This is a genomic window from Pseudomonas sp. P8_241 (assembly GCF_034008315.1).
Classification (GTDB): domain Bacteria; phylum Pseudomonadota; class Gammaproteobacteria; order Pseudomonadales; family Pseudomonadaceae; genus Aquipseudomonas.
The window spans coordinates 666326-691764 of record NZ_CP125377.1; the positions used below are offsets into that span (position 1 = coordinate 666326).

Annotated in this window: 21 protein-coding genes and 1 riboswitch; of the genes, 15 read left to right on the forward strand and 6 right to left on the reverse strand. The window is 59.9% G+C overall.

What is annotated here, in order from left to right; all coding sequences use genetic code 11:
* Window positions 1-132: 132 nt before the first annotated feature.
* The 3 genes from QMK58_RS02950 (at window position 133) to hldE (ending at window position 4721) form a co-directional block, all read left to right on the forward strand.
* Window positions 133-1305 carry an O-antigen ligase family protein gene (locus QMK58_RS02950; protein ID WP_053153582.1) on the forward strand — a complete coding sequence of 391 codons (1173 nt, stop codon included), beginning with the start codon at window positions 133-135 and terminating at the stop codon, window positions 1303-1305.
* A gap of 15 nt (window positions 1306-1320) precedes the next feature.
* Complete coding sequence (gene msbA / locus QMK58_RS02955) at window positions 1321-3126, forward strand: lipid A export permease/ATP-binding protein MsbA (RefSeq protein WP_053153585.1); 1806 nt, start codon at window positions 1321-1323, stop codon at window positions 3124-3126.
* A 170-nt stretch (window positions 3127-3296) separates the two neighbouring features.
* Complete coding sequence (hldE, locus tag QMK58_RS02960; protein WP_053153588.1) at window positions 3297-4721, forward strand: bifunctional D-glycero-beta-D-manno-heptose-7-phosphate kinase/D-glycero-beta-D-manno-heptose 1-phosphate adenylyltransferase HldE; 1425 nt, start codon at window positions 3297-3299, stop codon at window positions 4719-4721.
* An 85-nt stretch (window positions 4722-4806) separates the two neighbouring features.
* Here the strand turns inward: hldE and QMK58_RS02965 are convergent, their stop codons facing one another.
* The 4 genes from QMK58_RS02965 to QMK58_RS02980 form a co-directional block, all read right to left on the reverse strand.
* Window positions 4807-5775, reverse strand: coding sequence for a hypothetical protein (locus QMK58_RS02965; protein ID WP_053153591.1), 969 nt, complete (start codon window positions 5773-5775; stop codon window positions 4807-4809).
* A gap of 33 nt (window positions 5776-5808) precedes the next feature.
* On the reverse strand, window positions 5809-6621 hold the full coding sequence (locus tag QMK58_RS02970) for an aldo/keto reductase (protein WP_053153594.1): 813 nt from the start codon (window positions 6619-6621) through the stop codon (window positions 5809-5811).
* Window positions 6618-7793 carry an NAD(P)/FAD-dependent oxidoreductase gene (locus QMK58_RS02975; protein ID WP_053153597.1) on the reverse strand — a complete coding sequence of 392 codons (1176 nt, stop codon included), beginning with the start codon at window positions 7791-7793 and terminating at the stop codon, window positions 6618-6620. The genes QMK58_RS02970 and QMK58_RS02975 overlap by 4 nt, the downstream gene beginning before the upstream one ends.
* A 148-nt stretch (window positions 7794-7941) precedes the next feature.
* On the reverse strand, window positions 7942-8274 hold the full coding sequence (locus tag QMK58_RS02980) for a DMT family transporter (protein WP_008004867.1): 333 nt from the start codon (window positions 8272-8274) through the stop codon (window positions 7942-7944).
* A gap of 103 nt (window positions 8275-8377) precedes the next feature.
* Here QMK58_RS02980 and QMK58_RS02985 point away from each other — a divergent pair, with 103 nt between their 5' ends.
* Both QMK58_RS02985 and waaA read left to right on the forward strand, forming a co-directional pair.
* Complete coding sequence (locus QMK58_RS02985; RefSeq protein ID WP_172681776.1) at window positions 8378-9280, forward strand: LysR family transcriptional regulator; 903 nt, start codon at window positions 8378-8380, stop codon at window positions 9278-9280.
* Between the two features lie 11 nt (window positions 9281-9291).
* Window positions 9292-10572: a lipid IV(A) 3-deoxy-D-manno-octulosonic acid transferase gene (gene waaA, locus QMK58_RS02990; RefSeq protein WP_053153602.1), complete on the forward strand. Its 1281-nt coding sequence runs from the start codon at window positions 9292-9294 to the stop codon at window positions 10570-10572.
* A 160-nt stretch (window positions 10573-10732) separates the two neighbouring features.
* On the opposite strand, the gene QMK58_RS02995 is transcribed toward waaA, so the two are convergent.
* Window positions 10733-12172, reverse strand: a complete 1440-nt coding sequence (locus tag QMK58_RS02995; protein ID WP_053153605.1) for a TolC family outer membrane protein — start codon at window positions 12170-12172, stop codon at window positions 10733-10735.
* A 205-nt stretch (window positions 12173-12377) separates the two neighbouring features.
* A riboswitch (TPP riboswitch) is annotated at window positions 12378-12483 on the forward strand.
* A gap of 164 nt (window positions 12484-12647) precedes the next feature.
* Between QMK58_RS02995 and thiC the strand changes: the two genes are divergently transcribed.
* Complete coding sequence (thiC, locus tag QMK58_RS03000; protein ID WP_053153608.1) at window positions 12648-14537, forward strand: phosphomethylpyrimidine synthase ThiC; 1890 nt, start codon at window positions 12648-12650, stop codon at window positions 14535-14537.
* Between the two features lie 133 nt (window positions 14538-14670).
* Window positions 14671-15963 carry a putative hydroxymethylpyrimidine transporter CytX gene (gene cytX / locus QMK58_RS03005; RefSeq protein WP_320395853.1) on the forward strand — a complete coding sequence of 431 codons (1293 nt, stop codon included), beginning with the start codon at window positions 14671-14673 and terminating at the stop codon, window positions 15961-15963.
* Here cytX and QMK58_RS03010 read toward each other — a convergent pair.
* Window positions 15932-16678, reverse strand: coding sequence for an RsiV family protein (locus QMK58_RS03010; protein ID WP_095056395.1), 747 nt, complete (start codon window positions 16676-16678; stop codon window positions 15932-15934). The genes cytX and QMK58_RS03010 overlap by 32 nt on opposite strands.
* 222 nt (window positions 16679-16900) lie before the next feature.
* On the opposite strand from QMK58_RS03010, the gene QMK58_RS03015 reads away from it, so the two are divergent.
* The 8 genes from QMK58_RS03015 (at window position 16901) to parC (ending at window position 25389) form a co-directional block, all read left to right on the forward strand.
* Window positions 16901-17518, forward strand: a complete 618-nt coding sequence (locus tag QMK58_RS03015; RefSeq protein WP_053153617.1) for an NUDIX domain-containing protein — start codon at window positions 16901-16903, stop codon at window positions 17516-17518.
* Entirely contained in the window at window positions 17509-17961 is a 453-nt protein-coding gene (locus QMK58_RS03020) for a DUF1249 domain-containing protein (protein ID WP_045061863.1), read from the forward strand. The genes QMK58_RS03015 and QMK58_RS03020 overlap by 10 nt, the downstream gene beginning before the upstream one ends.
* A 113-nt stretch (window positions 17962-18074) precedes the next feature.
* The gene (gene cpdA / locus QMK58_RS03025; RefSeq protein ID WP_320395854.1) at window positions 18075-18890 is read left to right on the forward strand and encodes a 3',5'-cyclic-AMP phosphodiesterase; all 816 of its coding nucleotides are present in this window, start codon (window positions 18075-18077) and stop codon (window positions 18888-18890) included.
* 146 nt (window positions 18891-19036) lie between these two features.
* Window positions 19037-19645 carry a YqiA/YcfP family alpha/beta fold hydrolase gene (locus QMK58_RS03030; RefSeq protein ID WP_320395855.1) on the forward strand — a complete coding sequence of 203 codons (609 nt, stop codon included), beginning with the start codon at window positions 19037-19039 and terminating at the stop codon, window positions 19643-19645.
* Window positions 19646-19699: 54 nt separating this feature from the next.
* Complete coding sequence (gene parE, locus QMK58_RS03035) at window positions 19700-21604, forward strand: DNA topoisomerase IV subunit B (protein WP_053153625.1); 1905 nt, start codon at window positions 19700-19702, stop codon at window positions 21602-21604.
* On the forward strand, window positions 21604-22593 hold the full coding sequence (locus QMK58_RS03040) for an esterase-like activity of phytase family protein (RefSeq protein WP_053153628.1): 990 nt from the start codon (window positions 21604-21606) through the stop codon (window positions 22591-22593). The genes parE and QMK58_RS03040 overlap by 1 nt, the downstream gene beginning before the upstream one ends.
* A complete protein-coding gene (locus QMK58_RS03045; protein ID WP_053153631.1) occupies window positions 22590-23114 on the forward strand; it encodes a TIGR02281 family clan AA aspartic protease in 525 nt (174 codons plus the stop codon). Before QMK58_RS03040 ends, QMK58_RS03045 begins: the two co-directional genes overlap by 4 nt.
* A 7-nt stretch (window positions 23115-23121) precedes the next feature.
* The gene (parC, locus tag QMK58_RS03050; RefSeq protein ID WP_053153634.1) at window positions 23122-25389 is read left to right on the forward strand and encodes a DNA topoisomerase IV subunit A; all 2268 of its coding nucleotides are present in this window, start codon (window positions 23122-23124) and stop codon (window positions 25387-25389) included.
* Window positions 25390-25439: the final 50 nt, after the last annotated feature.

Consider the following 25439-nt stretch of genomic DNA (forward strand, 5'->3'; position numbering starts at 1 on the left):
GCGAAAGCGGGGAGCATTGCATCGTAGAAAGCCTTGTTGGAAAAGCGGGGCGCTGTGGCGGGCAATGATGCCGAAAAGTTTCAGCTTTAACCATGCCAGGTTGGGTGGGTGAACTCTCACAGGGGTAATTTGATGCAAGAAAAACGCTGGGCGCAAGTATGGATGACGATGGGTTTGTTGTGGTTCCTGTTGGCCATCGCCGCTGCGCCTACGAACAAGATCTATCAACAAGGGTTGGTCACATTGCTGTGGTTGCCAGCGATATTGTTTTCCTGGTCTGCCCGCTCCCGGCTCCGTGAGTTGTTCCTTGAGCAACGCTGGGTCTACCTGCCGATGCTCGGACTTCTGGTCTGGTCATTGATCAGTCTCACATGGACAAACGCCCCGGACGTTTTTCGCGAGGCCAAGCGATTGCTCTATATCGTGGTGTTTGTGCTGTTTTTTTCGGTTTTTGCCAACGGTCGACCCGAGCGCGTGATTCGGACCATGCAATGGGCAGGTGTGGGCTTGTCAGCGACGGCGTTGGTGGCGATGATCAAGTTTTATGGCATTGATGGAAACGCTTGGGCTGCGCGCCTTGAGGGGCTTGGCGAGTTATCTCATCCGATCCTGGGCGGCTATGTCATTGGGTTGGCGGCTGTCTGGCTTGTGTTCTGGCCTCCCAATACCGGCAGGTTGCAAGTGATCTGGGTATCAGCGTTAGGCTTGCTTTGTGCCTTCGTAATGCTCAGTCAGAGTCGTGGTGCGGGGGTGGCTTTGTTTTTCACGGTACTTGCCATGCCGATGTGGTGCGGTGACCGACGCAGTCGCATCATCGCGGCAGCTGCCTTGATTGTGGCCGTGCTCGCAGTCTGGTTTTTCGAATCCTTCGTCGTGGCGCGCGGTATGTCTTATCGCCCGCAAATCCTGATCGCCAGTCTGCAAATGATCGCTGAACATCCATGGCTTGGCCTGGGGCTGGGTGGCGACTATCGGGTGCTCACGTCGGGTCAGGTTTTTGACCATACGCACAATTTGTTTACCCATGTGACCATTGAATTGGGAATACCTGGGCTCCTGTTGTGGTGTGCGATCTGGTTGGCAGTGCTGTACGAGGCATGGAAAGTCCGGGATACGCGTTATGCCAAGGGAATTATCGGAATCTGGCTGTTTTCTACGCTGGCAATGCAATTTGACGCTGCCAGCTTGTCCGGTACGCCAAGGCCAGAATGGTTTATAAGCTGGTTGCCCATAGGTTTGGCCAGTGTTTTGGTATGGGCGCGGGCCAGTTCCGACGCCTGTGATAAAATTTCGCGTTCTTCCTAATCAGTGAGCTCTACGATGAGTGATGCACCGCCTAAAGCGGGACAGGATTCCAGCCTGAAAATCTATCTTCGGCTGCTGGGGTACGTAAAACCCTACGTCGGTCTTTTCCTGCTGAGTATCGTCGGCTTCGTGATCTTTGCCTCGACACAGCCGATGCTGGCCGGGATTCTCAAATATTTCGTCGATGGCTTGAGCAACCCCGAAGCGGTGCTCTTTCCCACGGTCCCCTACCTGAAGGATTTGCAGTTGCTGATGGCCGTGCCGCTGCTGATCATCCTGATTGCTGCATGGCAAGGCCTGGGCTCGTTTCTGGGTAACTATTACCTGGCGAGGGTGTCGTTGGGATTGGTGCATGACTTGCGCGTCGAGTTGTTCAACAAGTTGCTGGTGCTACCCAACCGCTACTTCGACACCCATAACTCCGGGCATCTGATCTCGCGCATCACGTTCAACGTGACGATGGTGACCGGCGCCGCCACGGACGCCATCAAAGTGGTGATCCGCGAAGGCTTGACCGTGGTTTTCCTGTTTGCCTATTTGTTGTGGATGAACTGGAAGCTGACCATTGTGATGCTCGCAATCCTGCCGCTGATTGCATTCATGGTGGGTAACACCAGCAAGAAATTTCGCAAGCAGAGCAAAAAGATCCAGGTGGCCATGGGCGACGTGACTCACGTGGCTTCCGAGACCATTCAGGGCTATCGCGTAGTTCGTAGCTTCGGTGGCGAAAATTACGAGCAGCAACGCTTTGCCGCTGCCAGCCAAGGCAATACCGACAAGCAATTGCGCATGACCAAGACGGGTGCGGTCTATACGCCGATGCTGCAATTGGTGATCTACACCGCCATGGCTGTATTGATGTTCCTGGTGCTGTTCCTGCGTGGCGACGCAACGGCCGGTGATCTGGTGGCCTATATCACCGCCGCCGGCCTGTTGCCCAAACCGATCAGGCAGCTGTCGGAAGTCAGTTCGACTATTCAGAAGGGCGTTGCCGGGGCGGAGAGCATTTTCGAGCAACTCGACGTTGAGCCGGAAATTGATAACGGCACGGTTGAGCGTGATCGTGTCAACGGCCACCTGCTAGTACGCAACCTCTGCTTCACGTATCCGGGAACCGAGCGTGAAGTCTTGAAGAACATCAACTTCTCGGCGGCGCCGGGACAGATGGTCGCGTTGGTCGGTCGCTCCGGCAGCGGCAAGTCGACCCTGGCCAGCCTGATTCCACGTTTCTATCATCACGACGTTGGAGAAATCCTGCTCGATGATGTCGAGATCGAGGACTATCGCCTGCGTAATCTGCGTCGTCATGTTGCGCAAGTCACACAGCATGTCACCCTGTTCAACGACACCATTGCCAACAACATCGCTTACGGTGACCTGGCCGGTGCACCCCGTGCCGACATTGAAAAGGCCGCTACGGATGCATTTGCAATGGACTTCATTTCCCAGATGCCCCAGGGCCTGGATACCCAGGTTGGTGAAAATGGCGTGCTGCTGTCCGGTGGCCAACGCCAGCGTCTGGCGATAGCCCGGGCGCTGTTGAAAAATGCGCCTTTGCTGATCCTCGACGAGGCGACCTCGGCGCTCGACACCGAGTCCGAGCGGCACATTCAGGCCGCGCTGGACCAGGTCATGAAGGGGCGAACCACACTGGTCATCGCTCACCGTTTGTCGACCATCGAAAAAGCTGACCTGATCCTGGTGATGGATCAGGGCCAGATCGTCGAGCGAGGCACCCACGCGCAGTTGCTGGCCCAAAACGGCTACTATTCGCGCCTGCATGCCATGGGTCTGGACACTCCGGCCGAAGACATCGCCTGATGCGAAGCGACAGGGTGAGCCTGACTCACCCTGTCGTCGGTCGTCGCTTTTTTTTGCTCAAAAAATGAGCATTAACGCCCTGCTAATCATCCCGTTGCAGCCGTCGCACAAGCCGACGCCAACCCTGTGTTAATATCGCGCCCCTGTTCATTCTGTATGTGGGTTGCTCCATGAAGTTGTCCATGCCGCGATTCGATCAAGCCCCTGTCTTGGTGGTCGGCGATGTCATGCTCGACCGTTATTGGCATGGTGGTACCTCACGGATTTCTCCTGAGGCACCGGTACCGGTGGTCAAGGTCGATCACATCGAGGACCGCCCGGGCGGTGCCGCCAACGTTGCCTTGAACATTGCCGCCCTCGGCGCACCGGCCTCGCTGGTCGGTGTGACTGGCGACGATGAAGCCGCCAATAGCCTGGTTAATAGCCTCCAGGGCGCAGGCGTACGCGCCATTTTCCAGCGCATTGCGCACCAGCCAACCATCGTCAAGCTGCGGGTCATGAGCCGTCACCAGCAACTGTTGCGGATTGACTTCGAAGAACCATTCGCCACCGATGCTCTGGCATTATCTGCGCAGGTCGACGAATTGCTTGAAGGCATCAAGGTGCTGGTTCTGTCCGACTACGGTAAAGGCGCCCTGAAAAACCATCAGGCGCTGATCCAGGCCGCTCGCGCCCGGGGTATTCCGGTCCTGGCCGATCCCAAGGGCAAGGATTTCTCGATCTATCGTGGCGCAAGCCTGATCACGCCGAACCTCAGCGAGTTCGAAACTATCGTCGGTGGTTGTGCCGATGAGCATGAACTGGTGAACAAGGGCGCGCAGTTGATGCACGACCTGGATCTGGGCGCCTTGCTGGTGACCCGTGGCGAACACGGCATGACCTTGTTACGCCCGGATCACCCGGCACTGCACCTGCCGGCCCGGGCCCGTGAAGTGTTCGACGTGACGGGTGCCGGTGACACGGTGATTTCCACCCTGGCGGCCGCGATCGCCGCAGGTGAAGAACTGCCTCACGCGGTGGCCCTCGCCAACCTGGCGGCTGGCATTGTCGTCGGCAAACTTGGTACGGCAGCCATCAGCGCGCCGGAATTGCGTCGTGCCATTCAGCGCGAAGAAGGTTCCGAGCGCGGTGTTCTGGGGCTTGAGCAACTGCTGCTGGCCGTTGACGATGCCCGTGCGCACAACGAGCGGATTGTATTTACCAACGGTTGCTTCGACATCCTGCATGCCGGCCACGTGACCTACCTTGAGCAGGCACGGGCGCAAGGCGATCGACTGATCGTTGCGATCAACGATGATGCCTCAGTCAGCCGCCTGAAAGGACCGGGTCGTCCGATCAACAGTGTCGACCGACGCATGGCGGTATTGGCTGGTCTGGGCGCAGTGGATTGGGTGATCAGTTTTCCTGAAGGCACCCCGGAAAACCTGCTGAGCGCAGTCAAGCCGGACGTGCTGGTCAAGGGCGGCGATTACGGGATCGACCAAGTGGTCGGTGCAGACATCGTGACCGCTTACGGCGGTACGGTGAAGGTGCTGGGGTTGGTGGAAAACAGCTCGACCACGGCGATTGTCGAGAAAATCCGCAAGTCTGAATAAAGGTTAAAAGATCGCAACCTGCGGCAGCTCCTACAGGGATACGCATTCCTGTGTAGGGGCTGCCGCAGGCTGCGTTTTTTTGCTTTCAGGAACTGACTTTTTTGCGCGGAACGATTTTCTTCAACAGCAATTTTGCTTTCCCGCGCAGCCGGGCCAGACCTGAATCTTTGCTCGGCGGGGTCAAACCCTGCTGGCGCACCCAATCCTTCCAGCGAATTCGTTCATCCCTCACCAGCCAACCTTCCTGGCGGGCAAAACTCTCGGCCAGATACAGCCCGCGTGTGCTTGCTGGATACAGCTGGTCCTTTTTCAAGGTATAGAGTTCGGCCGTGGGGTGGCCATCCTTCAGGGGCATCAGGTACAGGTCGGGGCGCTTGCGATCGAGGCGAGCGACGAGTTGATCACCTTCCAGCCTTTCGTCGACGTGAAACAGGCTCAGGGATTTGGCTTCCTTGGGGACGTCCAGACGCAAGTCGTAGATCAGTTGCAGCGATGCTGTCGGTAAATGCACATATGCCCGCGGCCGTTCAATCAACATCAGATTGGCGCAGCGCACCGGTCGTGCCGAGCCGGACAGGGGCGTCAGGCGAAACGGCAAGGCTTCCCGGTAATGCAGGGCGGCGGAGTAGGGCGCAGGCAGCCAGGTTTCATTGAAGCGTCCACCAAGCCAGCCTTCCGGGGTCTCCAGCAAGCACTCCTCGGCAATCTCCTGAATTGCCGTGTGCAATGGCAGGTTCAGTTCATGAGCCGGCACATAACCAGAGATCAACTTGAGCACGACGTCCCCACGATCCTGGCGGCGCTGGCGAACCAGCACCCAATAGTCGCGATTCTGCCAATGCAGTGTCAGACGTACCGAAACCCCGAGATTGGCCAGTTCCAGGGCAAACCGTTCACTGTTGTCTACCGTCACCGGGCGACGGCGTTGCAGGGTCTGGGAGAAGTTCAGCGGCCTCCCGACGCTCTGGTAAGTCAGGCCTTCGGGGGTCGCTTCGACGAATAACGGCAGGGTCTTGAAGTTGCTCGGGTTCTTTCTTATGAGCGTACGCGGCATGTCGGCTCCTGCTTAAGGCCGCGTGGGGCGGCATCAGTTGCTACGTAGGACCTGGGCAACGGTCGCGACGTTATGGGCGAGGTGCAGCGGATTGATGGTCCCGACAATAGCACTGGCAACGCCCGGACGTTCAAACAACAACTCGAAACTGGCGCGCACCGGATCAACACCCGGGCTCAGGCAGACATGACCGCTGGCCAAGGCTTTTTTGACCAGAATGGCTTTGCCGTGTGCAGCAGCATAGTCAATCACGGCCTTCTCGTTTTGTTCGTTCAGATTGTAGGTGACCATGGCGCAATCGCCTTGCTCCAGTGCCTTCAAGCCACCGTCGACGGTTTTGCCGGAAAAGCCGAAGCCGCGAATCTTGCCTTCTTTCTTGAGTGCGGCGAGGGTCGCATAGACCTCGCAGTCGTTGAGAATCGCCAGATCGTTGCCGTCGGAGTGCACCAGCACCAGGTCGATGAAATCCGTTTCCAGACGTTGCAGGCTACGCTCCACGGAAAGCCGGGTATGAGCGGCACTGAAGTCGTGGCGCGACTGACCATCGGCAAATTCTTCACCGACCTTGCTGACAATCACCCAATCCTGACGTTGACCGCGCAGCAACGGGCCAAGTCGTTCTTCGCTGCGGCCATAGGCCGGGGCGGTGTCGATCAGATTGATACCCATGTCGCGGGCGAGCTTGAGCAACATGCGCGCGTCGTCGTCGCCGGGGATCTGGAAACCATTGGGGTACTTCACCCCTTGATCACGACCCAGTTTCACCGTGCCCAAGCCCAGCGGCGACACCCGCAAGCCGGTGCTGCCCAGTGGGCGATGCAAGTCGTGCAATGTCGGTTGGCTCATGGCAGCAGTTGCTCCCAGGCAGGTACACCCATTGGCGGCTTTGGCAGTTCAGGCAGCGGTGCCGGATGGCTTGGCTGGATGCCGTCGCGGGTCAGGCTGGCGATCACCCGGTCGGCGAAGTCCGGCGCCAGGGCCAGTTTGGTTGGCCAGCCCACCAGCAAACGCCCCTCTTCGGCCACGAATGCGTTGTCGGGTCGGACGAGGCCCGATTGCAGTGGCTCGGCGCGATCCACGCGCAGAGTCGCCCATTGCACCGTGCTCTGGTCGATCCACGGTAGCAATTGGCCGATTTCTTTCTGTGCTGTGGCGATTTGTTCGGCAGGTTCTCGGGCCACGCCCTCGGCTTCGGCGATATCGCCACCCATGTACCAGACCCATTGGCTATCCGCCGCCGGGTGCGTGGTCACGGTGATGCGAGGTTTGGTGCCGCCGCCCAGGCAGTGGGCATACAGCGGTTTGAGGCTCGGGCCTTTGGCGATGATCATGTGCAGCGGCCGACGCTGCATGGCGGGTCGACTCAACCCCAGCGTTTCAAGCAATGCTGCCGTCCCGGCGCCCGCGCTCAGGACGATGCGCTGGGCGCGGATTTCGCGCCCATCCACTTTAAGGCCGACCAGCACGCCGCCATCCAGCAGTGGTTCGACTGCCTGGCCGGCAAGCAAGCCGTCACCGGCCAGATCGGCCAGGCGCTGGATCAGACTCGGCACGTCGATCACCAGTTCTGCCAGGCGATAGACTTTGCCCTTGAAGCGTTTGTCTTGCAGGGCGGGCGGCAACTGGTCGCCCTTGACCTGATCGACGCGGCCGCGCACGGCTTTGCTGGCAAAGAAACTGGTGAGGTTGCCGGCGATCGTGCCGGGGGACCAGAGGTAATGGGCTTCGGACAGCAGTCGCACACCGGACAGGTCCAGTTCGCCGTCACCGGCCAGGGCTTCACGCCAGCGTCGCGGCATGTCGGCGATGGCTTCCGAGGCACCGGTCAGTGCGCCATGCAAGGCGTACTTGGCACCACCATGGATGATGCCCTGGGACTTCACGCTCTGCCCGCCGCCGAGGCTGGCGTTCTCCACTAGCACGGTCGAAAAACCTTCGCGGCGAAGACGCGCATTGAGCCAGAGGCCGGCGACACCAGCGCCGACAATCAGAACGTCGGTGGAAATAACGGATGGCATTCGGCGACCTCAGTGTTCAAGACGAGGGCGCAGTATACAAGGCATCTTCAGGATGCAGGTGAGCCTGTAGGAGGCGGCTTGCTGAGATCCAGCCAAAGCGGTGTGCCGGATGCACCGCTATCGCCAGCAAGCCGGCTCCTGCAGAGTGTCAGTGACCCGCAGTTTTGGAGAACAGCTGAATCACCACGACACCCAGCACAATCAACGCCATCCCCAGCATCGCCGGCACATCCAGTTTCTGCCCGTAGATAAACAGCGCAGCGACGCTGACCATCACGATGCCCATGCCGGCCCACACCGCGTATGCCACGCCCACCGGCACGCTGCGCACCACCAGCGTCAGCATCCAGAACGCAATGCCGTAGCCGACGATCACCAGCAGCAGTGGTAATGGCGTGCTGAAGCCTTTGACGGCTTTCATCGAAACAGTGGCAATCACTTCGGCGCAGATGGCTATGGCCAGGTAGTAGTAAGCGGTCATGGGTCAATCCTCGTGTGAAGTGTTGCTTTCTGAGCTTGGCATTCTAGGGATTCTCCAGATGCGGTAAAGTCATTACCTATCTGCTATAGAGATGGGTCAGTCCATGAACATGCAATGGAATCTGGAACAGCTGCGGTTGTTCGTCAGCGTCGCGGAACAGCGTTCGTTTTCCGCCGTGGCGCGGGATCAGCGCAAGGCGCAGTCGGCAGTCAGCAGTGCGATTGCGTTGCTGGAGGAAGACCTCGGCGTCAGCCTGTTTGATCGTAGCAGTGGCCGTCAGCCGAAGCTCACCGAAGCCGGCGCTGGATTATTGGAGGAAGCACGGGAAGTGCTGCGCCAGTGCGAACGTCTCAATGGCCGGGCACTGGCGTTGATGCGCGGTCAGGAAGCGCGCCTGCGCCTGGCCCAGGATGAGGCGATGCCTTATCAACCGATCATTGAAAGCTTCGAGGCCCTGGCGGAAAAATTTCCCAGCCTTGAAGTGCAATTGACCAGCGCGGCTCAGGGCGATGTCGCGCGCAAGCTGGTGGAGCGTCGCGCCGATCTCGGTTTGCTGTTCTTCCACGACCAGATTCCCGAAGCCCTGGAACGACGCGTGCTCGGCAGCGTGGAAATGGTCACTGTGTGTGGTGTTGATCATCCGCTGGCGAAGCAAGGTCGGATCGACTGCCAACAGCTGGCGAAGCACCGACAGTTGCTAATGTCGACTCAGTCCAGCGTGTATCCCGGCAGCGAACCGGCCAGCCCGCAAGTGTGGCGTGCCGACAGTTTCTATGTGATGGCTGAGTGGCTGGTGCGCGGACTCGGCTGGGCCTGGCTGCCGCGCCACGTGGTGCAGTATCCGACCTATCAGAACCAGATGGTCGAACTTGACAGCGAATGGACGCCGCCAGCCCTGGTCGTTGAGCTGGTCTGGCGCCGTGACGAACCGCTGGGGCCGGCCGCTCGCTGGCTCGCTGAACGTTTTGCCGTGCACTTGCAGGCGATCGGCGAGAAAAGCCGATAAACTCCGCCGCCATGAATAGAACTCTCTATACCGCGCTGTTTTATCTGGGGCTGCCATTGGTAGCGTTTCGGCTGTGGCTGCGGGCGCGCAAGGCACCGGCGTATGCCAAACGCATCGGCGAGCGTTTCTCGTATGGCATGCCTGCGATGAAACCGGGCGGTATTTGGGTGCACGCGGTGTCGGTGGGTGAAAGCATCGCCGCGGCGCCGATGATCCGCGCGTTGCTGGAACGCTATCCTGCGTTGCCGATCACCGTAACCTGCATGACCCCGACCGGGTCGGAACGCATCCAGGCGTTGTTCGCCAATGAGCCGCGCATCCAGCACTGCTATTTGCCGTACGACTTGCCGTGCGCTGCCCGGCGTTTCCTTGATCGGGTCCAGCCAAAACTGGCGGTGATCATGGAAACCGAACTGTGGCCCAACCACATCCATCAATGTGCCAAGCGCGGGATTCCGGTGGCGCTGGCCAATGCACGGCTGTCCGAGCGATCTGCCAAGGGCTACGGTCGTTTCCGCAAGTTGACGCAGCCGATGCTCGCCGAGATGAGCCTGTTCGCGGTGCAGACCGAAACCGAGGCCCAGCGTTTCCTCGACCTGGGCGCCAGAGCTGAAACAGTTGAGGTGACAGGCTCGATCAAGTTCGACCTGACCATCGATCCGCGGTTGCTTCAGCGTGCCGACGCGTTGCGTGGGCAGTGGCAAGCCCGGGAGCGTCCGGTATGGATCGCCGCCAGTACGCACGAAGGTGAAGATGAAGTGGTGCTGGCGGCCCATCGCCGGTTGTTGGCCAATCATCCCGATGCCTTGCTGATTCTGGTGCCGCGTCATCCGGAACGCTTCAATTCGGTGTATGCGTTGTGTCAGCAGCAAGGGCTCGCCACGGTCCGTCGTTCCACCGGCAATGCAGTCGACGCAGACACCAGCGTGCTGTTGGGCGACACCATGGGCGAGTTGCTGTTTCTCTATGCGCTGGCCGACAGTGCGTTCGTCGGTGGCAGCCTGGTCCCTAGCGGCGGGCATAACCTGCTGGAACCGGCGGCATTGGCCAAACCGGTGTTGAGCGGGCCGCATCTGTTCAACTTCCTGGAAATCGCCGCGCAATTGCGCAGCGCCGGGGCGTTGCAGGAAGTGGAGGACGCAGAAGGACTGGCGCTGGCGGTGCAGCGACTGTTTGAGTTGCCGCGGGATGCCCAGCGGATGGCTGAGGCGGGATTGAAAGTGATGCGCACCAACCAGGGCGCGTTGCAGCGTTTGCTGGATGGGTTGGGGCGGTTGATCGACAGATTTTGAGCCTGCTGGTGATCCTTTGTGGCGAGGGGGGCTTGCCCCCGTTCGGCTGCGAAACAGTCGTAATTCCTGCGGCTACGGTGCCGTAGAAAAATGCTATTGCAGATTTTGGGGCCGCTTCGCGACCCAACGGGGGCAAGCCCCCTCGCCACAGGAATGACTTTTACTGGTCAGGTCGCGCTTTCAACTGCTCTTCTGCCGCCTTGGCCAGATCCGGTGGCAGGAAATCCTTGTCCGGGTTGTAGTTGGGATTGAGCCAGCGTGCCAGGTCTTGTAGATCCCCCGGATTCAACGTGCCGGCCTGCTGCTTCAGACGCAGGTTGTCGAGGATGTAGTCGTAGCGGGTGTTGTTGTAGTCGCGCACCGAGGTGTAGAGCTGACGCTGCGCATCCAGCACGTCGACGATGTTTCGTGTACCCACCTGATAGCCGATTTCGGTCGCTTCCACCGCGCTCTGGTTGGAGATAATCGATTGCTTGCGCGCCTGTACCTGCTCGACGTCGGTATTCACCGCGCGGTGCAGGTCGCGGGTGTTTTCCACGATGCTGCGGCGCAGGGATTCGCGTTGCTGCTCGGTCTGGTCCAGTTGTGCATAGGACTGGCGCACCTGGGAGTTGATCAGGCCGCCGCTGTAGATCGGGATGTTCAGTTGCAGGCCCACGGTCGTTTGCTCGACGTTGCCGCCGTAGGGTTGGCCCAGGGGAACGGGATTGCTGAAGCCCAGTGCATCGTTGTCGCCTTTCTCGTATTTGGCGATCGCGTCCAGCGTCGGCAAGTGTCCGGACTTGCGTTGCTTGACGGTCTGCTCGGCGGCGCTGACGGCATAGTTGCTGGCCAGCAGATTGAGGTTCTGCCTGCCCGCCGTTTCGACCCAGGCCTTGGCGTCGTTCGGAACTGGCGGCAGGATCGGCAGGTTATGGCTGATGCCCCAAATCGATTTGTACTGACGGTTGGTCAGGGTGATCAGGGCTTCAAACGCATCATCCACCTGACGCTGCGCGACGATCCGGTTGGCGCGTGCGGTGTCGTAACTGGCTTGCGAGTTCAGCACGTCGGTCTTGTCCGACAGGCCGACGTCAAAGCGTTCCTTGGACTGATCGAGCTGGCGTTTGAACGCCGCTTCTTCGGCCTTGTTCGAGGCCAGGTTGTCCTGGCTGCGCAGCACGTTGAAGTAGCTGTCGGCGGTTTGCAGGATCAGGTTTTGCTCGGTCGCCGAGAGTTGCAGGGCGGCCTGTTCGTTGACTTCCTTGGCGGCCTGGAACTGGAACCAGCGATCAGCCCGGAACAACGGCTGCGCCAAAGTGGCCTGGTAGGAGTGAGCATCGCGATTGGACGTGGCGGACGGCTGATCGAGAGCCGTACGCACTTCGGAAATATTTGCGCCACCCGATAGGTTCGGCAACAGCCCGGCGCGGGCCTGGGGTACGACTTCCTTCTGTGCGCCGTATTGGGCGATGGCAGCCGCCAGATCAGCGTTATTGTCCACAGCTTCCTGATAAACACTGACCAGATCCGTCTTGGTCGATAAGGGCGCTTCTGCTGCCCAGGCCATTCCGTTGGACGCACAAGACACGGCAAGGGCCAGTGAGAGTTTGCGCAGCATAGACGATCCCTAGATTAAATATTACACAGGTAATTTGAGCGCCAAGGCTAAGGCGCTGCTCGTACGACGTCAATGCGCAGCTTGGCGTAGCGAGTGTAGTTGCGCAATCAGGCGGCAACAATCCTGGTTCGGCGTGTTATTGCGCCTTTCATCATGGCGTTTGCAACGGGGTTGGCGTTCTTCGCCCGTTGTGTCTAGACTGGGCGCGTTCTTGTCGGGGTGCCTTGCTATGAGGCTGAGATCGAATAATTTCGGATCCCGTTGAACCTGATCAGGTTAGCGCCTGCGTAGGGAACAAGATTTCTCGTCACCCGGCGAGTCCTCTTGTGCTTCGTCCGGGATGTTGTTCGACAATCGAACACCCCTCGAGCACTGAGCACAGCACAGCTGGTTTTCCCAGCGCCCGTGCGTCCATTCGTTTACAGGTTCGCTCCGACAAAAATCCACTGCCTGGATGCTGTCTGGAGAACCCGTGATGACTACAAAAGCAAAAATCGCCACCAACCTGAGTGACTCGGCCAAGGTCGATCAGCAATCGGTTCAGCCGTTTACCCGCTCGCAAAAAATCTATGTTCAGGGCACTCGCCCGGACATTCTCGTGCCGATGCGCGAAATCAGCCTCGACGTGACGCCGACCGACTTCGGCGGCGAGGTCAACGCGCCGGTAGTGGTGTACGACACCTCGGGCCCGTACACCGATCCCAACGTCATCATCGATGTACGCAAAGGCCTGGCCGACGTGCGTTCGCCGTGGATCGAATCCCGTGGCGACACCGAGCGCCTGAACGGCCTGAGCTCCAACTTCGGCCAGGAACGCCTTGCCGATCCGGAGTTGACCAAGCTGCGGTTTGCCCACGTCAACAACCCGCGCCGCGCCAAGCCGGGTGCCAACGTCAGCCAGATGCACTATGCGCGTCAGGGCATCATCACCGCCGAGATGGAATACGTCGCCATCCGCGAAAACATGAAGCTGGAAGTGGCTCGCGCTGCCGGCCTGCTGGACCAGCAACACGCCGGCCACAGCTTCGGCGCCAGCGTGCCGAAAATCATCACCCCCGAATTCGTCCGTGACGAAATCGCCCGTGGCCGCGCGATCATTCCGGCCAACATCAACCACACCGAACTGGAACCGATGATCATCGGCCGTAACTTCCTGGTGAAGATCAACGGCAACATCGGCAACAGCGCCCTGGGTTCGTCCATCGAAGAAGAAGTGGCGAAACTGACCTGGGGCATTCGCTGGGGTTCGGACACGGTCATGGACTTGTCCACCGGCAAGCACATTCACGAGACCCGCGAGTGGATCATCCGTAACTCGCCGGTGCCGATCGGTACGGTGCCGATCTACCAGGCCCTGGAAAAAGTCGGCGGCGCTGCCGAAGACCTGACCTGGGAGCTGTTCCGCGACACGCTGATCGAGCAGGCCGAGCAGGGCGTCGACTACTTCACCATTCACGCCGGCGTACTGTTGCGCTACGTGCCGATGACCGCCAAGCGCGTGACCGGCATCGTCTCCCGTGGCGGTTCGATCATGGCCAAGTGGTGCCTGGCGCACCACAAAGAGAACTTCCTCTATACCCATTTCGAAGACATCTGCGAAATCATGAAGGCCTACGACGTCAGCTTCTCGCTGGGCGATGGCCTGCGTCCGGGCTCGATTGCCGACGCCAACGACGAAGCGCAGTTCGGCGAGCTGGAGACCCTTGGCGAACTGACCAAGATTGCCTGGAAGCATGACGTGCAGTGCATGATCGAAGGCCCGGGCCACGTGCCGATGCAGTTGATCAAAGAGAACATGGACAAGCAGCTGGAATGCTGTGACGAGGCGCCGTTCTACACCCTCGGCCCGCTGACTACCGACATCGCGCCCGGCTACGACCACATCACCTCCGGTATCGGTGCAGCGATGATCGGCTGGTTCGGTTGCGCCATGCTTTGCTACGTCACGCCGAAAGAACACTTGGGCCTGCCGAACAAGGATGACGTGAAGACCGGCATCATCACCTACAAGATTGCCGCCCACGCCGCCGATCTGGCGAAGGGGCACCCGGGCGCGCAGATCCGCGACAATGCCTTGAGCAAGGCGCGTTTCGAATTCCGTTGGGAAGACCAGTTCAACCTGGGCCTCGATCCGGACACCGCCCGTTCGTATCACGATGAGACGCTGCCGAAGGATTCGGCCAAGGTCGCGCACTTCTGCTCCATGTGCGGGCCGAAATTCTGCTCGATGAAAATCACCCAGGAAGTCCGCGAATACGCGGCCAACCAACGGATCGAAGCGGTCGACGCGGACGTCGCCCAGGGCATGGCCGAACAGGCGGAGCGCTTCAAGCAGGAAGGCAGTCAGCTGTACCAGAAAGTTTGATGCCAACTGTAGGAGCCGGCTTGCTGGCGATTGCGGCGCCTCTGATGCACCGCGTCGCCTTTGATCGCTGGCAAGCCAGCTCCTACAGGACTGTGCAGACCACAACAACAAATGTCCCTCTGAGATAACACCCTTGAGCATTCAACCCAGCACTTACTCCCCCGATATCGCGGTGCCGAGCGACAAACGTGTCTTCGGCGGGCGCGATCTGTTTTCCCTGTGGTTCTCCCTCGGCATCGGCCTGATGGTCCTGCAGACCGGCGCATTGCTCGCGCCGGGCTTGGGCCTGTCGGGCTCGTTGCTGGCGATTTTTCTCGGCACGCTGGTCGGCGTTCTGCTGTTGGCCGCGGTTGGCGTGATCGGCAGCGACACTGGCCTGTCGTCAATGGCGGCGCTCAAGCTCAGTCTCGGTGCCAAAGGCGCGAGCCTGCCGGCGGTGCTGAACCTGCTGCAACTGATCGGTTGGGGCTCGTTCGAAATCATCGTCATGCGCGATGCGGCCAGCCTGCTGGGTGCAAAGGCGTTCAGCGACGGTAGCTGGCTGTCTAATCCGATCATGTGGACGCTGTTCTTCGGTGCGCTGGCGACTCTGTTGGCGGTGAGCGGTCCGTTGACGTTCGTGCGCCAGATCCTGCGTAAATGGGGCATCTGGCTGCTGCTGGCCGCGTGTGTCTGGCTGACCTGGAACCTGTTCGCCAAGGCTGATCTGGCCGCGTTGTGGGCCCAGGCCGGGGACGGTTCGATGCCGTTCGCTGTGGGTTTCGACATTGCGATTGCCATGCCGCTGTCGTGGTTGCCGCTGATTGCCGACTACTCGCGCTTCGGCAAACGGGCGAAAAACGTCTTCGGCGGCACCGCCATCGGCTTCTTTATCGGTAATTTCTGGCTGATGAGCCTGGGCGTGGCCTACACCCTGGCGTTTGCGCCGAGCGGTGAAGTCAATGCGTTGCTGTTGGCGCTGGCGGGTGCCGGCCTGGGGATTCCGCTGCTGCTGATTCTGCTGGATGAGTCAGAAAACGCCTTTGCCGATATTCACTCGGCGGCGGTGTCGAGCGGGATTCTGTTGCGCTTGAAAGTCGAGCACCTGGCGTTGGCCATCGGTGTGATCTGCACCTTGATCGCCTTGCTGGCGCCATTGGCCCAGTACCAGAACTTCCTGCTGTTGATCGGTTCGGTGTTCGCGCCGCTGTTCGGCGTGGTGCTGGTGGACCACTTCATCCTGCGCAAGCGCAGTGGCCAGGTGGCGTCAGCCGCGTTGCGCTGGCCGGCGCTGCTCGCCTGGCTGGGCGGGGTCAGCACCTATCATCTGCTGGCCAACCTGTATCCGGACGTCGGCGCAACCCTGCCGGCATTGGTTCTGGCAGGGTTGCTGCAACTCGTGCTGGGCCGGGCCTTCAGTTACGGCCGGGAAACAGCTCGGGCTTGATGATGCCGTTGAGGCGAGGGTAGGGGATCTTCAGTTCGACATGGCCCAGCGCGTAAGGCGCGATGCTGCTGGTTTCGTACTTGAGGATCACCCCGCCATAGGTCAGCGCCACGTTCTGGGTTTTCTGGAACGGCCAGCTCTTCACGAACTCCGGTTCCTGATCGAGCTTGGTGCTGATCAACCAGCTGTTGTGCGCGACCTGCGCCGCTTTCCAGAACGCGTCTTCCTGACCCGGAACCAGCATGTCCGACAGCGTCAGCACTTTCTGCTGCTGGCGTGAATAGTTGATGAAGCCGCGACCCGGCGTGCCATGGGCACCGCCCGTGTCCAGGTAGCTGGACAATTCGATGATCACCAAGCCGTCATGCTGCTCACGTACTTTCGCTTGCAGGTAGATGCTGTTGCGCGGACCGGCGGTGCGCAAAAACTGTTCGCGATAGGCCGCCAGCGTCGGTGCTACCGGCGCGTCGGGCGAGGTGCGGGTCATCTGCAACAGGCGCTTTTCGACGATGCCGTCCAGCGCAGGCTCGTCCGGAAAGTGCAGGGTGTCGATGTTGACCAGCGGGCAATCCGCGTTGGCGCAACCCGGTTGCAGTTGTTCCGACGCGTCGCGGGTAGTTTCCAGCGGCGCCCGGTAGTTGGGTTGGAACAGGCTCTGGCAGGCGCCCAGGGTCAGGGCGATGGCGGCCACGGAGGCAGTTTTGAAAAGCGACATGGACGTCCTTTCTGAAACAAGGGAAGGCAAAAAGTTACCGCTTCGACTCTAAACGAAGCGGTCAGTTCGCCACTAAGCTAATTAGAGTGGGTTTCGCCTTCACCGTCCATCCCGATGAGGGTAAAGGGGCTGCATCAAACGTCACAGGCGCGTTAGGATGGCGCGAAGTCGAGGCTCCAGGAAAAAAGGAGCCTCGTATTGGTTTGCAGCAAGAGGATAGTCATGACCGATTTCACCAACGCCATTCCGACGGCCGTCGATATCGTTCGGCGCGAAAAGTGCTTCGAGGGGTTCTACAAACTCGATCGCGTGCACCTGCGCCACGAATTGTTTGCCGGGGGCATGAGTCGTGAGATCAATCGTGAATTGTTCGTACGTCACGATGCGGTCTGTATGCTGCCTTATGACCCACAGCGCGACGAAGTGGTGTTGATCGAGCAGTTCCGTGTCGGCGCCTTGGGCAAAACCGAGAATCCATGGCTGATCGAACTGGTCGCTGGTCTGATCGACAAGGACGAACAACCGGAAGAAGTTGCTCACCGTGAAGCGCAGGAGGAAGCTGGGCTTGAAGTCGGGGCGCTCTGGCCGATGACCAAATACTTTCCATCGCCGGGCGGCAGCAACGAATTCGTGCATTTATACCTGGGGCGTTGCGACACCACCGGAGTGGGCGGCCTGCATGGGCTGGAGGAAGAGGCAGAAGATATCCGCGTCACGGTCTGGGCCTTTGAAGACGCCCTGCAAGCCGTACGCGACGGGCGTATTGCCAACGCGGCCACCATCATTGCCTTGCAATGGCTGGCTTTGAACCGCGTTGAAGTGAGGGGGTTATGGTCGTAAACAAGCTGCGCGATCGCTATCGGGTAGACCTGGCGGGGCTGCAAGCGTCCTGCGAGGCGAACTACGCGCGCCTGATGCGACTGCTGCCGGACATGCGCAGCGAGCCTGCCGCCAGGCGCATCGCCGTGACCCATGGCGACCAGATGCTTGGCGTACTGGCGCTGGAAGTGCTGCAGGTCTGTCCCTACACCACGACCCTGCAAGTGCGGCAGGAGCATAGCCTGCCGTGGCTACCGGTCCCGCAACTGGAAGTGCAGGTCTATCACGATGCCTGCATGGCCGAAGTGGTCAGCGCCGAACATGCACGACGCTTTCGCGGCATCTATCCTTATCCGAATGCCTCGATGCACCAGCCGGACGAAAAAGCCCAACTGAACATGTTTCTGGGCGAATGGCTGAGTCATTGCCTGGCACTGGGGCATGAGTACGAAGTGGTACGTTAATTGTGATTCGCAGTTGTGAACTGCGTCAGGTTCACGGATTTCCCCTTTCAATCGTCCCCCAGCATAATTGCGGTACTTATCCATTCCCGTGATCACGCCCTGGGAGAACCACCTTGCCGAGCGTATCCACCTTGACCACCGCCGATCCGGCGCTGCTGGTGCAGCTCTCCGACAGTCACCTTTTTGCCGAAGCGGATGGCACGCTGCTGGGCATGAATACCCGTGACAGCCTGCAAAAGGTCATTGAGCTGGTGCGTGCGCAACAGCCGCACATTGACTTGATGCTGGCGACGGGTGATCTGTCTCAGGACGGTACGCTGGAGTCCTACCAGCAGTTTCGCGACATGACGCGCCAGCTCGATGCTCCGGCGCGCTGGATTCCGGGCAATCACGATGAGCCGCTGATCATGGCCGAAGCAGCGGTGCAGAGCGCTTTGCTCGAACCGGTAGTGGATATCGGCAACTGGCGCATTACATTGCTCGATTCCGCAGTGCCGGGTTCGGTGCCGGGGTATTTGCAGGATGAACAGTTGCAGTTGCTGGCTCGTTCGTTGAGCGAAGCGCCGGAACGTCATCATCTGGTGTGTTTCCATCATCATCCGGTGTCCATCGGCTGCGCCTGGATGGAGCCTATAGGCTTGCGCAATCCCGAAGCGCTGTTTGCCGTGCTGGATCGTTTTGAGCAGGTGCGTGCCGTGTTGTGGGGGCATGTGCATCAGGAAATCGATCAGTTGCGCAACGGCGTGCGCTTGATCGCCTCGCCGTCGACCTGCATTCAGTTCGAGCCCCGGAGCGAGGATTTCAAGGTCGGAGAACAGGCACCTGGGTATCGCTGGTTGCGTTTGTTGCCTGATGGACGGCTGGAAACCGGTGTCGAGCGGGTTGTCGGTTACGAATTCACCGTGTATTACGGCTCCAACGGCTACTGACAACGCCATTCCGCCGTAGGAGCTGCCGAAGGCTGCGATCTTTTGATTTCGTTTTATAAATGCAAGATCAAAAGATCGCAGCCTCGTTGCACTCGACAGCTCCTACAGTAAACTCCGCTTCTTTAGCCGACGCTCAGGGAGCTCAAATGTCCGGTTCGATCCTTTATATCCACGGTTTCAACAGCTCGCCATTGTCGAAAAAGGCCTGCCAGTTGATCGCTGTGATGGAGCGTCTGGGCCTGAGCGATCATCTGCGTGTGCCGGCCTTGCATCACCATCCCCGCGAGGCTATTGGCCAGCTGGAACAAGCGATTGCCGAGCTGGGTCGGCCGCTGCTGGTCGGCAGCTCGCTCGGCGGCTACTATGCGACTCACCTGGCCGAACGCCTTGGCCTGAAGGCATTGTTGATCAACCCAGCCGTCAGCCCGCACAAACTGTTCGACGGGTATCTGGGGACGCAGAAAAACCTGTATACCGATGAAGCCTGGGAACTGACCCACGACCACGTGACAGCCTTGGCCGAGCTGGAAGTACCAGCCCCACAGGACCCGCAGCGTTATCAGGTATGGTTGCAGACCGGCGACGAAACGCTCGACTATCGTCTCGCCCAGCAGTACTACCGGGCCTGCGCATTGCGGATTCAGGCCGGTGGCGACCACAGTTTCCAGGGTTTTGCCGCGCAATTGCCGGCGATGTTGAGTTTTGCCGGTATTGGTGCCGATATGTATCAGGCAATCGATTTCGCATCGCTTTGATGCGATCTTTTTCCGTAGATTTCTTTTTTCACTGAACACTGACGACGAGACCCCATGGCCACTCCCAGCGCTAGCTCTTATAACGCAGACGCCATCGAAGTCCTCTCGGGCCTCGACCCGGTGCGCAAACGCCCCGGCATGTACACCGACACCAGTCGGCCGAACCACCTCGCCCAGGAAGTTATCGACAACAGCGTCGATGAAGCCTTGGCCGGGCATGCCAAGTCGGTGCAGGTCATCCTGCATGCCGACCATTCCCTGGAAGTCAGCGACGACGGTCGTGGCATGCCGGTGGACATTCACCCTGAAGAAGGCGTGTCGGGCGTCGAATTGATCCTTACCAAGCTTCACGCGGGCGGCAAGTTCTCCAACAAGAACTACCAGTTCTCCGGCGGTTTGCACGGAGTGGGTATTTCGGTGGTCAACGCCTTGTCGACCGAAGTGCGGGTGCGTGTAAAGCGTGATGGCAATGAGTACCAGATGACCTTCGCCGATGGCTACAAGGCGACCGAGCTGGAGATTGTCGGTACCGTCGGCAAGCGCAACACCGGGACCAGTGTGTTCTTCGCGCCGGACCCGAAATACTTTGATTCACCAAAATTCTCCATCAGCCGCCTCAAGCATGTGCTCAAGGCCAAGGCCGTTCTGTGCCCGGGTTTGCTGGTCAGTTTTGAAGACAAGGCCACCGGCGAGAAAGTCGAATGGCATTACGAAGACGGCCTGCGTTCCTATCTGGTCGACGCCGTCAGCGAATTCGAGCGTCTGCCGAACGAACCGTTCTGCGGCGCTTTTGCCGGTAACAAGGAAGCGGTGGACTGGGCGCTGCTGTGGCTGCCGGAAGGTGGCGACGCGGTACAGGAAAGCTACGTCAACCTGATTCCGACCGCCCAGGGCGGCACTCACGTCAACGGTCTGCGCCAGGGCTTGCTCGACGCCATGCGTGAGTTCTGCGAATTCCGCAGCCTGTTGCCGCGCGGTGTGAAGCTGGCGCCGGAAGACGTCTGGGAGCGCATCGCCTTCGTTCTGTCGATGAAAATGCAGGAACCGCAGTTCTCCGGGCAAACGAAAGAGCGTCTGTCATCTCGTGAAGCAGCCGCGTTCGTTTCCGGTGTGGTCAAGGATGCGTTCAGCCTGTGGCTCAATGCCAATCCGGAAACCGGCATGCTGCTGGCGGAACTGGCGATCAACAATGCCGGGCGTCGCCTCAAGGCCAGCAAGAAGGTCGAGCGCAAACGCGTTACCCAAGGCCCGGCGCTGCCGGGCAAGCTGGCCGACTGTGCCGGACAGGACCCGATGCGTTCCGAGCTGTTCCTGGTGGAAGGTGACTCCGCCGGCGGGTCGGCCAAGCAGGCGCGGGACAAGGAATTCCAGGCGATCCTGCCGTTGCGCGGCAAGATCCTCAACACCTGGGAAGTCGACGGCAGCGAAGTGCTGGCCAGCCAGGAAGTGCACAATATCGCCGTGGCCATCGGTGTCGATCCGGGCGCTGCGGACATGAGCCAGCTGCGCTACGGCAAGATCTGCATCCTCGCCGACGCCGACTCTGACGGCCTGCACATCGCGACTTTGTTGTGCGCCTTGTTCGTCCAGCATTTTCGCGCGCTGGTGGATGCCGGCCACGTCTACGTTGCCATGCCGCCCTTGTACCGCATCGACTTGGGCAAAGAGATCTATTACGCCCTCGATGAAGCCGAACGCGATGGCATCCTCGATCGCCTGGTGGCCGAGAAGAAACGCGGCAAGCCGCAAGTCACCCGATTCAAAGGCCTGGGTGAAATGAACCCGCCGCAATTGCGTGAAACCACCATGGATCCGAACACCCGGCGTCTGGTGCAACTGACGCTGGATGATTTCGAGGCAACTTCGGAAATGATGGACATGCTGCTGGCGAAGAAACGCGCCGGTGACCGCAAGAGCTGGCTGGAATCCAAGGGCAACCTGGCCGAGGTGCTGGGCTGATGCGTCTGGGCGTTGCCCTGGCCTGTGCGTTGCTGCTGACCTCCAATACGGTGTCTGCCGAGCCGGCGCCGGAGCTGCGTCTGTTGTCCGGGCATGTCGTTGACGGGATGCGCGGTGGCAACCTCTCGGGGCTTGCCCGCTGTGGCGATGAATTGTGGACGGTGTCCGATCGAGATGACGATCAGATTTACCGCCTCGATAGCCGCGAAAGCGTCTGGAAGGCCGAAACCGTGCACATCGAAGTGCCGACAGTGCCCGAAAGCGGTTTACCCTGGGGGTTGAAGTCCCGCGTTTGGGCTGCTTCGTTCGTGCGCGGTGGCGATCTGGATTTCGAGGGCATCACCTGCGACAGTGCCGGCAATCGCTATGTCGTCAGCGAAGGTCATGCTGCCGTCTTGCAAATACCGGTCGTCGGGCCGGCAAACTGGTTAAAGATTTCTCCTCTGATGGTTCGAGAAGCGCGGGCCAGTGGTTTGTTGCTGCACTTCAATGCCTTGTTCGAAGGCATAGCGGTCAATCCGGCGGGTGATCAGTTGTGGTTGGCGGCCGAGCGCGAGCGTCGCGGATTGTTGCTGATCAAGCGTCAACAAACCGTGTGGGACTGCGACGGCGGCTGTGTGCTGTTGAGTGAAGCCGGCAGGGAAATGCAGCCGGAGCAATTTACCTACGCCAAAGCGGTTCCCCGGGATTTCGCCGATGTATCGCTGTTCAATGGCAAGCTGTTTACGCTTGAGCGCAACGCCTACCAGATCTGTCGCCGCGATGCGCAGACGGCCAAGGTCGAGCGTTGCTGGTCGTACGCTGCCGAGTTATTGCGCAAAGAGCGTCGTTATCCACAGAACTATGGGCTGGAAGAGGCACTGATCGTGGATGCCGACGGCGCCTGGATCGGTGTCGACAACAACAACGGTGCTCGCGTCGATGGCGAAACCCGGCCGGTTGTCTGGCGCTTTGCCGCGCCGGACGGTGGCTGGAGCGTTACGCCGTGAGCCAGCAAACGCCCGGGCGCCGTGCTGGACGGGTGTTGATGATATTGGCGTGGTGCGCTGCGTTGTTTCTGGCCACGCGATTTTTCGGCCAGTGGGAAGCGCGTCAACAAAACCCGAACGTGGTCGTCACCTCGGAGCAGGGCCAGGGTTTCATAGAAGTGAAACTGGTCAGCAACGTACAGGGGCATTTCGTCGCCAGCGGCCAGATCAACGGCCAGCCAGTGGATTTCATGCTCGACACGGGCGCAACCGATGTGTCGATTCCGGCGGACCTGGCCAGGCGCTTGAAGCTCGAAGAAGGATTCGGTGTCACCCTGAGCACAGCCAATGGCCTGAGCCAGGGCTATCGCACCCGTATCGAACGCCTGCAACTGGGTGACATTGTGCTGCGTGATGTTCGCGCACTGGTGGCGCCGGGGCTACATGGCGATCAGGTGTTGCTCGGCATGAGCGCACTGAACAAACTTGAATTTACCCAGCGCGGTGGCACCATGCTGCTGCGCCAGACAACGAACCGATGAGGCCCGCATGAGCGACTCCCTTGATCTCAGCCTGGACGGTGTAGAGCGCCGGTCACTGGCTGACTTCACCGAAAATGCCTACCTCAACTACTCCATGTACGTGATCATGGACCGTGCCTTGCCGCATATCGGCGACGGTCTGAAACCAGTGCAGCGCCGCATTATTTATGCGATGAGCGAGTTGGGGCTGGACGCCGATTCCAAGCACAAGAAATCGGCGCGTACCGTCGGTGACGTGCTCGGCAAGTTTCACCCCCACGGCGACTCGGCCTGCTACGAAGCCATGGTGCTGATGGCTCAGCCGTTCAGCTACCGCTACACGCTGGTCGACGGCCAGGGTAACTGGGGTGCGCCGGACGATCCCAAGTCCTTTGCCGCCATGCGTTACACCGAAGCGCGGCTGTCGCGCTATTCCGAAGTGCTGCTCAGTGAGTTGGGCCAGGGCACGGCGGACTGGGGTCCGAACTTCGACGGTACTCTCGACGAACCATTGGTGTTGCCGGCACGTTTGCCGAATATCCTGCTCAACGGCACCACCGGTATCGCCGTGGGCATGGCCACCGACGTACCGCCGCACAACCTGCGCGAAGTCGCCACGGCGTGCGTGCGCTTGCTCGATGAGCCCAAAGCCACGGTCGAACAGCTCTGTGAACACATCCAGGGCCCGGACTACCCGACCGAAGCGGAAATCATCACCCCGCGCGCCGACCTGCTGAAAATGTATGAGACCGGCAAGGGCTCGGTGCGCATGCGCGCCGTGTATCACATCGAAGACGGCGACATCATCGTCACCGCGCTGCCGCATCAGGTCTCCGGCGCCAAGGTGCTGGAGCAGATCGCGGCGATGATGCAGGCCAAGCCGTCCAAGGCTCCGCAAATTGCCGACCTGCGCGACGAATCTGACCACGAGAACCCGTGCCGAATCGTGATCATCCCGGGTGCCCGCAAGAATTTCGACCACGATGCGCTGATGCAGCATCTGTTCGCCAGCACCGAGCTGGAGTCGAGCTACCGGGTCAACGTCAACATCATCGGCCTGGACGGCAAGCCGCAGCTGAAAAACCTGCGTGCGCTGTTGGTCGAGTGGCTTGAGTTCCGGGTGCAGACCGTTCGTCGTCGTCTGCAATTTCGCCTCGACAAGGTCGAGCGCCGCCTGCACCTGTTGGACGGTTTGTTGATCGCTTACCTCAACCTGGATGAAGTGATCCACATCATCCGTACCGAGGAGTATCCGAAGGCCGCGCTGATCGAGCGTTTTGCCCTGAGTGAAATCCAGGCCGACTACATCCTCGACACCCGTTTGCGTCAGTTGGCGCGACTGGAAGAAATGAAGCTGCGCACCGAGCAGGATGAACTGCTCAAGGAACAAGCCAAGCTGCAAGCCCTGTTGAGCAGCGAAGCCAAACTGAAGAAGCTGGTGCGCAGCGAGCTGATCAAGGACGCTGAAACCTACGGCGATGATCGCCGTTCGCCAATCGTCGAGCGCACCGAGGCCAAGGCCCTGACCGAGCATGATCTGCTGCCGAACGAAAAAGTGACGGTCGTGCTGTCGGAAAAAGGCTGGATTCGTTCTGCCAAAGGGCACGAAATCGATGCCACCGGGCTTTCCTACAAGGCGGGGGACGGTTTCAAGGCCCTGGCCGCCGGGCGTTCCAATCAGTTCGCGGTATTTATCGACTCCACCGGCCGCAGCTATTCGGTGGCCGCGCACACCTTGCCATCGGCCCGTGGCCAGGGCGAACCGCTGACCGGTCGTCTGACGCCACCGCCAGGCGCCACTTTCGAATGCGTGCTGATGCCCGAAGACGATGCGCTGTACGTGATCGCGTCCGACGCCGGTTACGGTTTCGTGGTCAAGGGTGAAGACCTGCAAGCCAAGAACAAGGCGGGCAAGGCGCTGTTGAGCCTGCCGAACAATGCCAAAGTGATCCTGCCGCGTCCGGTGGCCGATCGCGAGCAGAACTGGTTGGCCTCGGTAACGACCGAAGGTCGCCTGCTGATCTTCAAGATCAGCGACCTGCCACAATTAGGTAAGGGTAAAGGCAACAAGATCATCGGTATTTCCGGTGAGCGCGTGGCCAGTCGTGAAGAGTATGTGACGGACATTGCCGTGATCCCGGACGGTGCAACGCTGGTGTTGCAAGCAGGGAAACGGACCTTGTCGTTGAAGGCAGACGACCTCGAACACTACAAAGGTGAGCGTGGACGTCGTGGTAACAAGTTGCCGCGTGGCTTCCAGAGGGTAGATGCGCTGCTCGTCGAAAACCTCAATTAAGCGTCCTAGAGCGCCCGATCTACGATTTAACGCGTAGATCGACGCTTTGG

What these genes read in the sequence shown, in the direction of transcription:
- QMK58_RS02975 (WP_053153597.1), bottom strand. Translation starts at nt 7,793, where the DNA reads ATGCCATCCGTTATTTCCACCGACGTTCTGATTGTCGGCGCTGGTGTC.
- waaA (WP_053153602.1), top strand. Translation starts at nt 9,292, where the DNA reads ATGAATAGAACTCTCTATACCGCGCTGTTTTATCTGGGGCTGCCATTG.
- QMK58_RS02970 (WP_053153594.1), bottom strand. Translation starts at nt 6,621, where the DNA reads ATGAGCCAACCGACATTGCACGACTTGCATCGCCCACTGGGCAGCACC.
- QMK58_RS03030 (WP_320395855.1), top strand. Translation starts at nt 19,037, where the DNA reads ATGTCCGGTTCGATCCTTTATATCCACGGTTTCAACAGCTCGCCATTG.
- QMK58_RS02950 (WP_053153582.1), top strand. Translation starts at nt 133, where the DNA reads ATGCAAGAAAAACGCTGGGCGCAAGTATGGATGACGATGGGTTTGTTG.
- QMK58_RS02995 (WP_053153605.1), bottom strand. Translation starts at nt 12,172, where the DNA reads ATGCTGCGCAAACTCTCACTGGCCCTTGCCGTGTCTTGTGCGTCCAAC.
- hldE (WP_053153588.1), top strand. Translation starts at nt 3,297, where the DNA reads ATGAAGTTGTCCATGCCGCGATTCGATCAAGCCCCTGTCTTGGTGGTC.
- msbA (WP_053153585.1), top strand. Translation starts at nt 1,321, where the DNA reads ATGAGTGATGCACCGCCTAAAGCGGGACAGGATTCCAGCCTGAAAATC.
- QMK58_RS02985 (WP_172681776.1), top strand. Translation starts at nt 8,378, where the DNA reads ATGAACATGCAATGGAATCTGGAACAGCTGCGGTTGTTCGTCAGCGTC.
- parE (WP_053153625.1), top strand. Translation starts at nt 19,700, where the DNA reads ATGGCCACTCCCAGCGCTAGCTCTTATAACGCAGACGCCATCGAAGTC.
- QMK58_RS03020 (WP_045061863.1), top strand. Translation starts at nt 17,509, where the DNA reads ATGGTCGTAAACAAGCTGCGCGATCGCTATCGGGTAGACCTGGCGGGG.
- QMK58_RS02965 (WP_053153591.1), bottom strand. Translation starts at nt 5,775, where the DNA reads ATGCCGCGTACGCTCATAAGAAAGAACCCGAGCAACTTCAAGACCCTG.
- thiC (WP_053153608.1), top strand. Translation starts at nt 12,648, where the DNA reads ATGACTACAAAAGCAAAAATCGCCACCAACCTGAGTGACTCGGCCAAG.
- parC (WP_053153634.1), top strand. Translation starts at nt 23,122, where the DNA reads ATGAGCGACTCCCTTGATCTCAGCCTGGACGGTGTAGAGCGCCGGTCA.
- QMK58_RS02980 (WP_008004867.1), bottom strand. Translation starts at nt 8,274, where the DNA reads ATGACCGCTTACTACTACCTGGCCATAGCCATCTGCGCCGAAGTGATT.
- QMK58_RS03040 (WP_053153628.1), top strand. Translation starts at nt 21,604, where the DNA reads ATGCGTCTGGGCGTTGCCCTGGCCTGTGCGTTGCTGCTGACCTCCAAT.
- QMK58_RS03015 (WP_053153617.1), top strand. Translation starts at nt 16,901, where the DNA reads ATGACCGATTTCACCAACGCCATTCCGACGGCCGTCGATATCGTTCGG.
- QMK58_RS03010 (WP_095056395.1), bottom strand. Translation starts at nt 16,678, where the DNA reads ATGTCGCTTTTCAAAACTGCCTCCGTGGCCGCCATCGCCCTGACCCTG.